This is a genomic window from Streptomyces sp. NPDC033180, assembly GCF_055577645.1.
Genome location: NZ_JBVIPU010000003.1, coordinates 227,523 through 238,809, shown reverse-complemented (window position 1 = coordinate 238,809; position 11,287 = coordinate 227,523). Strand labels below are relative to the sequence as shown.

8 protein-coding genes are annotated in these 11,287 nt (G+C 67.3%); 3 read left to right on the top strand and 5 right to left on the bottom strand.

Annotation, left to right across the window (positions count from 1 at the left end; all coding sequences use genetic code 11):
• The first annotated feature begins 4 nt into the window (after nt 1-4).
• Nucleotides 5-1,471 carry a CCA tRNA nucleotidyltransferase gene (locus ACZ5WE_RS11820; RefSeq protein ID WP_467685551.1) on the top strand — a complete coding sequence of 489 codons (1,467 nt, stop codon included), beginning with the start codon at nt 5-7 and terminating at the stop codon, nt 1,469-1,471.
• A 98-nt stretch (nt 1,472-1,569) separates the two neighbouring features.
• Here ACZ5WE_RS11820 and ACZ5WE_RS11815 read toward each other — a convergent pair whose 3' ends face one another.
• From ACZ5WE_RS11815 to ACZ5WE_RS11800, 4 genes are all read right to left on the bottom strand, one after another.
• Nucleotides 1,570-2,052 carry an LppU/SCO3897 family protein gene (locus tag ACZ5WE_RS11815; protein ID WP_467685550.1) on the bottom strand — a complete coding sequence of 161 codons (483 nt, stop codon included), beginning with the start codon at nt 2,050-2,052 and terminating at the stop codon, nt 1,570-1,572.
• Nucleotides 2,053-2,165: 113 nt separating this feature from the next.
• Nucleotides 2,166-3,422, bottom strand: coding sequence for an MFS transporter (locus tag ACZ5WE_RS11810; RefSeq protein ID WP_467685548.1), 1,257 nt, complete (start codon nt 3,420-3,422; stop codon nt 2,166-2,168).
• 78 nt (nt 3,423-3,500) lie between these two features.
• The gene (locus ACZ5WE_RS11805; protein WP_467685546.1) at nt 3,501-4,583 is read right to left on the bottom strand and encodes an inositol-3-phosphate synthase; all 1,083 of its coding nucleotides are present in this window, start codon (nt 4,581-4,583) and stop codon (nt 3,501-3,503) included.
• A 59-nt stretch (nt 4,584-4,642) separates the two neighbouring features.
• Entirely contained in the window at nt 4,643-5,329 is a 687-nt protein-coding gene (locus tag ACZ5WE_RS11800; RefSeq protein ID WP_367043696.1) for a PadR family transcriptional regulator, read from the bottom strand.
• Nucleotides 5,330-5,702: 373 nt separating this feature from the next.
• Here ACZ5WE_RS11800 and ACZ5WE_RS11795 point away from each other — a divergent pair, with 373 nt between their 5' ends.
• Both ACZ5WE_RS11795 and ACZ5WE_RS11790 read left to right on the top strand, forming a co-directional pair.
• Nucleotides 5,703-8,453, top strand: a complete 2,751-nt coding sequence (locus ACZ5WE_RS11795) for a transglycosylase domain-containing protein (RefSeq protein ID WP_467685543.1) — start codon at nt 5,703-5,705, stop codon at nt 8,451-8,453.
• A gap of 132 nt (nt 8,454-8,585) precedes the next feature.
• Nucleotides 8,586-10,133, top strand: a complete 1,548-nt coding sequence (locus tag ACZ5WE_RS11790) for a glycosyltransferase family 87 protein (protein WP_467686235.1) — start codon at nt 8,586-8,588, stop codon at nt 10,131-10,133.
• Between the two features lie 112 nt (nt 10,134-10,245).
• On the opposite strand, the gene ACZ5WE_RS11785 is transcribed toward ACZ5WE_RS11790, so the two are convergent.
• Nucleotides 10,246-11,277 carry an alanine racemase gene (locus tag ACZ5WE_RS11785; RefSeq protein WP_467685541.1) on the bottom strand — a complete coding sequence of 344 codons (1,032 nt, stop codon included), beginning with the start codon at nt 11,275-11,277 and terminating at the stop codon, nt 10,246-10,248.
• Between the last annotated feature and the right edge of the window lie 10 nt (nt 11,278-11,287).

The window sequence follows — 11,287 nt, the reverse complement described above, 5'->3', positions numbered from 1 at the left end:
TGTTGTGCCGAACGCCAATGAAGAAAATCCCAGCGCACTGAGCCAGGTGCAGCGCCGCGCGGTCAGTGAACTGCTGCGTGTGTCCCCTGTCGCGGACGATCTTGCCCGCCGATTCCAGGAGGCCGGGTTCTCCCTCGCCCTGGTCGGTGGGTCGGTCAGGGACGCGCTCCTTGGCCGGCTCGGCAACGACCTGGACTTCACGACCGATGCCCGCCCCGAGGATGTGCTGAAGATCGTCAGGCCGTGGGCGGACTCGGTGTGGGACGTCGGGATCGCCTTCGGCACGGTGGGCAGCCAGAAGAATGCCCGCGTCGGAGACGCTGATCAGAGCTTTCAGATCGAGGTCACGACCTACCGCTCCGAGGCCTACGACAGGACCTCGCGCAAGCCCGAGGTCTCGTACGGCGACTCCATCGAGGAAGACCTCGTGCGCCGTGATTTCACCGTCAACGCGATGGCTGTCGCGCTCCCCGAGAAGGAGTTCGTCGACCCGCACGGTGGCCTGGATGACCTGGCAGAGCGTGTTCTGTGTACCCCTGGCACCCCGGAGGGCTCGTTCTCCGACGACCCGCTGCGGATGATGCGGGCCGCGCGGTTCGCCGCGCAGCTCGACTTCGAGGTGGCTCCGGAGGTCGTCGCCGCGATGAAGGCGATGGCCGAGCGCATCGACATCGTCTCCGCGGAGCGTGTCCGTGACGAACTGAACAAGCTGATCCTCTCGCCGTACCCGGCGAAGGGGCTGGCTCTACTTGTCGACACAGGCATCGCCGAGCGCGTGCTCCCTGAGCTTCCGGCGCTGCGTCTGGAGCGTGACGAGCACCACCGGCACAAGGACGTCTACGACCACACGCTGATCGTTCTCGAGCAGGCGATGGCGCTGGAGGAGGACGGCCCGGATCTGACGCTGCGGCTCGCCGCGCTGCTGCACGACATCGGGAAGCCGCGGACGCGGCGCTTCGAGGAGGACGGCCGGGTCTCCTTCCACCATCACGAGGTGGTGGGCGCCAAGATGACCAAGAAGCGGATGACGGAGCTCAAGTACTCGAACGAGCTCGTGAAGGACGTCTCACGCCTGGTGGAGCTGCACCTGCGCTTCCACGGCTACGGAACGGGCGAGTGGACGGACTCGGCCGTACGCCGCTACGTACGCGACGCGGGGCCCCTCCTCGACCGGCTGCACAAGCTGACCCGGTCCGACTGCACGACGCGCAACAAGCGGAAGGCCAATGCGCTGTCGCGTGCGTACGACGGCCTGGAGGAGCGCATCGCGCGGCTTCAGGAGCAGGAGGAACTGGACTCGATCCGCCCCGACCTGGACGGCAACGAGATCATGGAGATCCTGGATGTACGGCCGGGACCGGTGATCGGTCAGGCCTACAAGTTCCTGCTGGAGCTGCGGCTGGAGAACGGCCCGATGGAGCGGGACGCGGCGATCGCGGCGCTCAAGGAGTGGTGGGCCGCTCAGGAGTGAGATGAGGCACGGCGCGATGTTTCACGTGAAACAACGCTCCGGATCCGGACATGCGAAGGGGCACTGTTTCACGTGAAACAGTGCCCCTTCGCGTAGGTCTACGCGCCCTTCGTGCAGAACAGGAACTCGGCGCCGTCACCCGTCTCGGCGTAGAAGCCGGTGGCGCCCTTGACCTTGCGGCACTCGGTCTCCGCGCTGATCTGGGTGAAGTGACCGTCGATCTTCTTGATGACCTTGGACTCCGCCTCAGAGGAGGAGCAGTCCACTACCTCCATACGATCCGAGGACGACGAGGCGACCTTCAGACAGTCGCCGACCGCTGCGGTGTCCGCGTCGTCCCGGCTCGCCCACCAGCCGCCCGCTATCACGATGAGGCCAATCACCACGGCCGCACCCCGCAGGTAAGCCTTGATCGGGCGGCGCTGCGGCTGAGGCGGAGGGAGGGGGGCGCCCTGGTTGAAGCCCGGATACGCGCCGGGCTGCCCCTGTTGCGGGGGGTACGGAGTGCCCGGCGCCTGCTGGCCGTAGGGGTTCTGAGCCTGGGGCGGGTACGGATTCTGGCCCTGGGGCGGAGTAGTCACTTGGGGGTCCCCCTCGAACGGAAGCGCTATGGCGCGGATACGACGTCCGTAAGTTATAGGGGTGCGGTGACATCTCTGAAGCCCAGAGGTGCTCTGTGTCACTGATGTGACACTTACTGCGCGTCAAATCTGGCCATAGCGGCTGCAATTGCCGCGTAGATAACGGCCACTGTGACCACCAGCGGAACCGATCGCCCGTCAGGCGGCAGCATCAGTGCGGCTACTCCTGCCGCACCGACGAAAGCGACGTTGAACAGAACGTCGTAGATGGAGAAGATCCGGCCACGGAAGCTGTCGTCCACCGTCGACTGCACCACTGTGTCCGTGGCGATCTTCGCTCCCTGCGTCGTCAGGCCCAGCAGGAACGCGGCGATGAGCAGCGGCGCCGGGGTGAAGGGGAGAGCGAGTGCCGGTTCCAGGACCGCCGCGGCGCCGGCGCAGGTGACGATCCAGCCGCCGGCCGTCAGCTGGTTCACCGCCCAGGGAGTCACCACGGCCGCCGCGAAGAAGCCCGCCCCCGAGACCCCCACGGCGAGTCCGAGCAGGGCGAGCCCGTCGGACTCCGAGGACGACCAGGCGTATCGGCAGAGCATCAGGACCATGACCGTCAGGGCGCCGTAGCAGAACCGCATGAGTGTCATCGCGAGGAGCGCGCGGGCGGCCGGGCGCCGCTGCGCCAGGTGCCGCACCCCGGCCATCAGGTCCCGTGCCGTACCGGAGAGCGCCGCGCCGAGCCGTGGCCGCACCAGCTCAGGGTCCGGGCCGAGGAGTTCACGCGCCATCCGCAGTGAGGCGAGCGCCGCGCAGAGATACAGGACGGCTCCGAGCAGGACGACCACCGCGTCCGAGTCGGAACCCGCCAGCCGTACGACGAACGCGAGGCCGCCGCCCACGGTGGCAGCCAGCGTCCCCGCGGTCGGTGAGAGGGAGTTGGCCATCACCAGACGTTCGTCGTCGACCACGCGCGGCAGCGCCGCCGAGAGTCCGGCAAGGACGAAACGGTTGACGGCCGTGACGCAGAGCGCGGAGGCGTAGAAGAGCCAGTCCGGCACGCCGCTCAGCATCAGCACCGCGGTCACCGAGGCGAGAGCGGCCCGCAGCACGTTGCCGTACAGAAAAACCTGACGGCGTGGCCAGCGGTCGAGGAGCACGCCGGCGAACGGGCCGATCAGGGAATACGGCAGGAGCAGCACCGCCATCGCGGAGGCGATCGCACCCGGTGAGGTCTGCTTCTCCGGCGAGAAGACGACGTACGTGGCGAGGGCCACCTGATAGACGCCGTCCGCGCCCTGGGACAGCAGCCGCACGGCGAGCAAGCGCCGGAAGTCCCGCAGACGCAGCAGTACGCGCAGGTCACCGACGACAGCCATGGGGCACAGCCTCACATACGCGGAGGGTCCCCGGGCGGATTGCCCGAGGACCCTCAACAGCTGTTCAAGCGGCGGGCTTTAGCGCTCGACCTCGCCCTTGATGAACTTCTCGACGTTCTCGTACGCCTCGTCGTCGAAGTACTGCACCGGCGGGGACTTCATGAAGTACGAGGACGCGGAGAGGATCGGGCCGCCGATGCCGCGGTCCTTGGCGATCTTCGCGGCGCGCAGGGCGTCGATGATGACACCGGCCGAGTTCGGGGAGTCCCAGACCTCGAGCTTGTACTCCAGGTTCAGCGGGACGTCACCGAAGGCGCGGCCCTCGAGGCGGACGTACGCCCACTTGCGGTCGTCGAGCCACGCGACGTAGTCGGACGGACCGATGTGGACGTTGTCGGCGCCCATGTCACGGTCACGGATCTGCGAGGTGACGGACTGCGTCTTCGAGATCTTCTTGGACTCGAGGCGGTCGCGCTCCAACATGTTCTTGAAGTCCATGTTGCCGCCGACGTTGAGCTGCATGGTGCGCTCAAGACGGACACCGCGGTCCTCGAACAGCTTGGCCATCACGCGGTGCGTGATGGTGGCGCCGACCTGGGACTTGATGTCGTCGCCGACGATCGGGACGCCCGCCTCGGTGAACTTGTCGGCCCACTCCTTGGTGCCGGCGATGAAGACCGGCAGGGCGTTGACGAAGGCGACCTTGGCGTCGATGGCGCACTGCGCGTAGAACTTCGCGGCGTCCTCGGAACCGACGGGCAGGTAGCAGACGAGGACGTCGACCTGCTTGTCCTTGAGGACCTGGACGACGTCGACCGGGGTCTCGTCGGACTCCTCGATGGTCTGGCGGTAGTACTTGCCCAGGCCGTCGAGGGTGTGGCCCCGCTGGACGGTGACACCCTTGTTCGGCACGTCGCAGATCTTGATGGTGTTGTTCTCGCTGGCGCCGATGGCGTCCGTGAGGTCGAGGCCGACCTTCTTGGCGTCCACGTCAAAGGCGGCGACGAACTCGACATCACCGACGTGGTACTCGCCGAACTGGACGTGCATCAGGCCCGGGACCTTGGCGTCCGGGTCTGCGTCCTTGTAGTACTCGACGCCCTGGACCAGCGAGGCGGCGCAGTTGCCCACGCCGACGATGGCTACGCGAACCGAACCCATTCCGGTTGCTCCCTGTGTGATCTGTGTATTCCGGATGAGACCCCGCGGACCGCGGGGCCTCACTTGGCGGTGTCATCGGACGGATCCGGCGGCGGGTTCGTGTCCCGCCGCCGGGGCAGGCCGCCCGACTCCCCAGATGTGCTGTCGTGCTGAGCGGAGCCGTCCGGGGCGGATCGTTGCTGGTCCCGCCCCGCGCGCTCGCTCTCGATGAGCTCGTTCAGCCAGCGCACTTCGCGCTCCACGGACTCCATTCCGTGCCGCTGCAGCTCAAGCGTGTAGTCGTCCAGGCGCTCCCGGGTACGGGCCAGGGAGGCGCTCATCTTCTCCAGACGCTCCTCGAGGCGGCTGCGACGCCCCTCGAGGACCCGCATGCGTACGTCCCGCGATGTCTGCCCGAAGAAGGCGAAGCGGGCGGCGAAGTGTTCGTCCTCGTACGCGTCGGGGCCGGTCTGGGAGAGCAGCTCCTCGAAGTGCTCCTTACCTTCCGCCGTCAGCCGATAGACGATCTTGGCGCGGCGCCCGGAGAGGGGGGCCGCGAGGGCCTCCTCGGGGGTGCCGCCCGATTCCTCGATCAACCAGCCGTTGGCGACCAGCGTCTTGAGGCAGGGGTAGAGCGTCCCGTAGCTGAAGGCGCGGAACACTCCCAGCGAAGTATTGAGCCGTTTACGCAGCTCATAGCCGTGCATCGGGGACTCGCGCAGCAGGCCGAGCACGGCGAACTCGAGGATGCCGGAGCGTCTGCTCATCTTCGCCTCCCGTCTGCCAGCGTCTGTCGACACGGTCTTTATGCCGAGCTGATGTATCGACTCGATACATCGAGACGATAGAACGGCCCGCCTGTTGAGACAAGAGGGGAAACGGTGAACGGCGTCACATCACCGATTCGTAGGAAGTAACTTGCCTGATTTGGGGTGAACTTCTGCCCTAAGAGGGTTTTGACGGTGCGTAGTCTGTGCGCCATGCAGACCGCCGGGAACCAAGTGACGCGTGAGGGCGTCGTTGTCCCTGGTGTAGTGCGGGTGAGCGCTGAGAAGGGCGCATCCGTACTTCGGGGGGACCGGAAACCAGCCGCCGTTTCCAGGCGCGGATACCTGCGCCTGCCCGAGGAGTAATCGTTCGATGAGCGAGCACCGTCGCAAACCGCCGCAGCCGCAGGGCGGCGGACGCGCCGCGGCCAGACGCGGCGTCCCAGGCGCGTCGTCGGGTCGCCGCGCGGCACCGCGTGGCGCCACTGGATCGCCCACTTCCTCAACCGGCTCGCACGGAGCAGGGGCCCCTGACGACGGGGACCGCTCCTACGGCGGCCGTGCCGAGGCTCGTCGTGCCGCGCAGCGCAGTGGCGCTGTCGGCGCGGGCGGAGGCCGACGCAGAGCGGCCGACGGGGCCGGTGCCGGGCGCGGAGGCGCCGGCGGCGGCGGTCGGCGTGGAGGCGGCGGCCCGAACGGGCCGGGCCGCGGCCGAGGCCGTGGCGGCCACGAGCCGCGCAAGAAGAGGTTCATCGACTACCCGCGCGCGGACAAGGACGGTCTGCGGCGCTGGGTGCCGTCGTGGCGCCTTGTCACCGGCCTGTTCGTCGGATTCCTCGGCAGCCTGATGGCGATCACCGGGATCGCGTACGCCTTGGTGGAGGTGCCGAAGGTCGACGAAGCGGCCAAGGCGCAGAACAACGTCTACTACTGGGCCAACGGCAAGCAGATGGTCGCGACCGGCGGTGAGACGAACCGCCAGATCATCGACTACGACAAGATCCCCAAGGAGATGCGGACCGCCGTCATCTCGGCCGAGAACAAGTCGTTCGAGGACGACAAGGGCATCGACCCCATGGGCATCACGCGTGCCCTGGTCAACATGGCCAAGGGCGGGGAGACCCAGGGTGGCTCGACCATCACCCAGCAGTACGTGAAGAACGCGCGCCTGGGTGACCAGTCGCAGACGTTCACACGTAAGTTCAAAGAGCTCTTCATCTCCATAAAGGTCGGCCGGACCGAGTCCAAAGAAAAGATCATGGCGGGGTATCTGAACACCGCCTACTACGGCCGTGGGGCCTATGGCATCCAGGCCGCCGCTCGCGCCTACTTCGGCAAGGACGCCGCCGAACTGGACCCCAGCCAGTGCGCCCTCCTGGCGACAGTGCTCAAGGGCGCCACCTACTACGACCCCGCGGGCTACCCCGAGGTCGACCCTGCGGCCTCGCCGCAGGCCAACCGCGCGCGTGCCCACAAGCGGTGGAAGTGGATCCTCGACGAAGAGGTCAAGGACGGGCATCTGACCGCCGAGGTCCGGAAAAAGTACGAGACGTTCCCGCGGCTGGAGAACCCCCGCTCCAACGCTCAGCTGGGCGGTCAGGTGGGTTATCTCGTCGACCTGGCCAAGGCGTACGTGATCAACAACAGCGAGGGTGAGATCACGGCCAACGACCTCCAGCGGGGCGGCTACGAGATCCACACGACCTTCAGCAAGTCCAAGGTCGACAAGCTCGAGAAGTCCGTGGAGAAGGTCCGCAAGGCGAAGATCAAACCCAAGCAGCGTCCGGACAAGGACACGCACGTCCAGTTCGGTGGCGCCTCCGTGAATCCGGAGGACGGCGCGATCGAGGCCATCTACGGCGGTGTGGACGCGACCAAGCACTTCACCAACAACGCGGACCAGACCGGTGCGCAGGTCGGCTCGACGTTCAAGCCGTTCGTGCTGGCGGCGGCGTTCAAGGACGGAACTCGCGCCAAGGGCGGGACGGAAATCCAGGGCGAGGACCAGCGCACGATCGTCAACCCGAAGAGCCTCTACAGCGGCAAGAACAAGCTCAAGATCGAGAACTACGACGGCAGTATCTGGACGGACCGAGAAGGCAAGGAATGGCTGCAGACCAACGACGGTGACCAGTCGTACAACGCGCCGACCTACCAGATCGACCTCCGTGAAGCGATGCGGGAGTCCGTCAACTCGGCCTATGTGCAGCTCGGCATGGACGTCGGCCTGGACAAGGTGAAGGAGGCGGCCATCGCCTCCGGCATCAAGGAGAACAGCCTGGCCAGCGCCAATTACCCGTCCTTCTCGCTCGGTACGTCCTCTCCGAGTGCGATCCGCATGGCCGGCGCGTACTCCACCTTCGCGTCCCGCGGCAAGCAGAACGATCCGTACTCGGTCAAGAAGGTCGAGCACAAGGGCAACACCGTGTACCAGCACGAGTCGCAGACCAAGCGGGCCTTCGACCAAGACGTCGCCGATAACGTCACCGACGTGCTCAGGACCGTCGTCGAGAAGGGCACGGGTACCTCGGCCCAGCTGAGCGGTCGCCAGGTGGCGGGCAAGACCGGTACCACCGACGGCAACAAGTCCGCCTGGTTCGTCGGGTACACCCCGCAGCTGTCGACCGCGATCAGCATGTACCGCCTCGACGACAACGAAGGGAACAAGAAGCGCGAGTTCCTGGAGATGTTCGGCACGGGTGGCGAGGAGAAGATCCACGGCGCCTCGTTCCCCGCGCAGATCTGGAAGGACTACATGGAGCAGGCCCTCAAGGGTCAAACCGTGAGGAACTTCCCGGTCCCGCAGCCGATCGGTTCGGTCGTCGGTGAGACTCCGCCGCCCGCCCCGAGCCCGACTCCGTCCAAGACCGAGGAGCCGGAGAAGTCTCCTTCACCGAGCCCGTCGGACACCGGCCCGTCCCCGAGCCCCTCGGGAAGCCCTGATCCCGGAGAGTCCTGTGCCGACTGGGACTGGCAGTGCAACAACAACGGTGGCCAGGCGGACGGTGGCACTACCGACGGCAGTACCGGCGGGGAGTCACCACCGGCCACGGATGAACCGACGGGCGGCGGAGACAGCAACGGCAACGGCAACGGGGGCTGGCTCGGGGGCCCGGCAGGCTGACCGATCCCCGTGAGTGTGTTTCACGTGAAACGCACTGTTTCACGTGAAACATGCGTCGCTGAGCGCTGACGAGGGCCGCCACACCGCACCGGTGTGGCGGCCCTCTCCGTGTTCTCAGGTGCGTACGGCAGGATGTGCGGCATGCCCAGTGCAGAGACGACGCGCACGAGCGTGCACAAGACCACCAGTGCACAACCGCCGGAGCCCGTACGGCCGACCAAGGAGGACGAGGTCGCCGCGGCCGGCAGCGAGCTGATCGGTGGGCCCATCGGCCGCAGAGTGCTGTACGCGGCGACGTGGTGGACCCCCGTACGCGTCATCGCGCTCATGGCCATTGGGATGTTCGCACTCGGCATGGTGCAGAAGATGCCGTGCTACGACGGTGCATGGTTCCAGGGCGCGAGCTCGCAGTACACGCACGCCTGCTACTCCGACATTCCGCACCTTTACCAGGGGCGCGGTTTCGCCGACGGGCTCGTGCCCTACTTCGACAAGCTGCCCGGCGACATGGAGTACCTCGAGTACCCGGTGCTGACCGGTGTCTTCATGGAGGTGGCCTCCTGGCTGACCCCGGGCAGCGGCAGCATCCAGCACCAGGAGAAGTTCTACTGGATGGTCAACGCCGGGATGCTGATGGCCTGCACGGCGGTCATCGCCGTCTGTGTCGCCCGCACCCAGAGGCGCCGCCCCTGGGACGGTCTGATGGTCGCCCTGGCCCCCGCCTTCGCGCTGACGGCCACCATCAACTGGGACCTGTTCGCCGTCGCCCTCACGGCCGCCGCGATGCTGATGTGGGCACGCGGGGGGACGTTCTCGGCGGGCATCCTGCTGGGCCTTGCGACCGCCGCGAAGCTCTACCCGGCGCTGCTGCTGGGACCGCTGCTCATCCTGTGCTGGCGGGCAGGGCGCTGGCGGCCGTTCCTCATGACGGCCGGGGCCGCGGTAGGGGCCTGGCTCGTGGTGAACCTGCCCGTGATGATCACGCACGACGCGACGGGCTTCCACATCCGCGAGGGCTGGGCGAAGTTCTACACCTTCAGCCAGGAGCGAGGCGTCGACTTCGGCTCGTTCTGGCTGATCCTCTCGCAGCGCATGGACGACCCGCTGTCCACGGACACGGTCAACACCCTGGCGACGGCGCTGATGCTGCTTGCCTGCCTCGGGGTCGGCGCGCTGGGCCTGACCGCGCCGCGCCGCCCGCGCTTCGCGCAGCTCGCCTTCCTGGTGGTCGCCGCGTTCATCCTCACCAACAAGGTCTACTCGCCGCAGTACGTACTGTGGCTGATCCCCCTCGCGGCGCTGGCGCGGCCGCGCTGGCGTGACTTCCTGATCTGGCAGGCCTGCGAGGTCGCGTACTTCCTGGGGATCTGGCTGTACCTCGCGTACACGACAAGCGGAGACGCCCACAAGGGCCTGCCGACCGAGGGTTATCAACTCGCCATCGTGGTCCACCTGCTGGGGACGTTGTACCTGTGCGCCGTGGTCGTGCGCGACATCCTGATGCCGGAGCGGGACCCTGTGCGGCGATCCGGTGACGATGACCCCTCAGGGGGCGTCCTGGACGGCGCACAGGACGTCTTCGTCCTCGGTCAGGCGGCCCATCCGCCGCGGCACGCGGTGCACTCGACCGAAGGCCCTCAGGTGCGGTGGGGATCGGCGTCGACCGACGTTTCGCCCTGAGCGAACAAGGCGTCGAGGCGGTCGGAAACGACTGAGGGCCAGGAACGACTGAAGGGCCGGGAGCGACAACTGTCGCTCCCGGCCCTTCAGTCTGTGGTCGGTCCCGCTGTGCTCAGCGATCGACGATGCGGTCGAACTGCGTGGTGGTGTGCCGCAGATGGGCCACCAGCTCCTCGCCCACCTTCGGCTCGGGAGCGTCCGAGGGAACGAAAAGGATGGAGACCTGCATATGCGGGGGCTCCGCGAACCAGCGCTGCTTGCCGCCCCAGACGAACGGCGAGAGGTTGCGGTTGACGGTCGCGAGGCCCGCGCGGGCCACGCCCTTCGCACGCGGCACCATGCCGTGCAGCGCCTTCGGGGCCTCCAGGCCGACGCCGTGCGACGTGCCGCCCGCGACGACGACAAGCCAGCCGTCGGACGCCACCTTCTGCTGGCGGTAGCCGAAGCGGTCGCCCTTGGTCACCTGCGTGACGTCCAGGACGGCGCCGCGGTACTCGGTGGCGTCGTGGTCACCCAGCCACAGATGCGTACCGATGCGCGCGCGGAAGCGTGTCTGCGGGAACTGCTGCTGCAGGCGGGCGAGTTCGTTGGCCTTGAGGTGGCTGACGAACATCGTGTGCAGCGGAAGACGGGCGGCACGCAGCCGGTCCATCCAGCCGATGACCTCCTCGACGGCGTCCGAGCCGTCGGTGCGGTCCAGCGGCAGGTGGATCGCGAAGCCCTCGAGTCGTACGTCCTCGATGGCCGCGTGCAGCTGTGAGAGCTCCTGCTCGCTCACGCCGTGCCGCTTCATCGAGGACATGACCTCGATGACGACGCGGGCGCCCACGAGGCCGTGTACGCCGTCCAGGGACGACACGGAGCGGATGACGCGGTCGGGCAGCGGCACGGGCTCCTCGCCCCGCCGGAACGGGGTCAGGACCAGCAGATCACCGCTGAACCAGTCCTTGATCCGGGCGGCTTCGTACGTGGTGCCGACGGCGAGGACGTCGGAGCCGAAGCGGGTCGCTTCTTCCGCGAGGCGCTCATGACCGAAGCCGTAGCCGTTGCCCTTGCAGACCGGGACGATTCCCGGGAACTGCTCCAGCACGTGCTTGTGGTGTCCCCGCCAGCGCGCGGTGTCGACATAGAGCGTGAGCGCCATGGCCGGATCC

What these genes read in the sequence shown, in the direction of transcription:
- ACZ5WE_RS11795 (WP_467685543.1), top strand. Translation starts at nt 5,703, where the DNA reads ATGAGCGAGCACCGTCGCAAACCGCCGCAGCCGCAGGGCGGCGGACGC.
- ACZ5WE_RS11800 (WP_367043696.1), bottom strand. Translation starts at nt 5,329, where the DNA reads ATGAGCAGACGCTCCGGCATCCTCGAGTTCGCCGTGCTCGGCCTGCTG.
- ACZ5WE_RS11790 (WP_467686235.1), top strand. Translation starts at nt 8,586, where the DNA reads ATGTGCGGCATGCCCAGTGCAGAGACGACGCGCACGAGCGTGCACAAG.
- ACZ5WE_RS11805 (WP_467685546.1), bottom strand. Translation starts at nt 4,583, where the DNA reads ATGGGTTCGGTTCGCGTAGCCATCGTCGGCGTGGGCAACTGCGCCGCC.
- ACZ5WE_RS11810 (WP_467685548.1), bottom strand. Translation starts at nt 3,422, where the DNA reads ATGGCTGTCGTCGGTGACCTGCGCGTACTGCTGCGTCTGCGGGACTTC.
- ACZ5WE_RS11785 (WP_467685541.1), bottom strand. Translation starts at nt 11,277, where the DNA reads ATGGCGCTCACGCTCTATGTCGACACCGCGCGCTGGCGGGGACACCAC.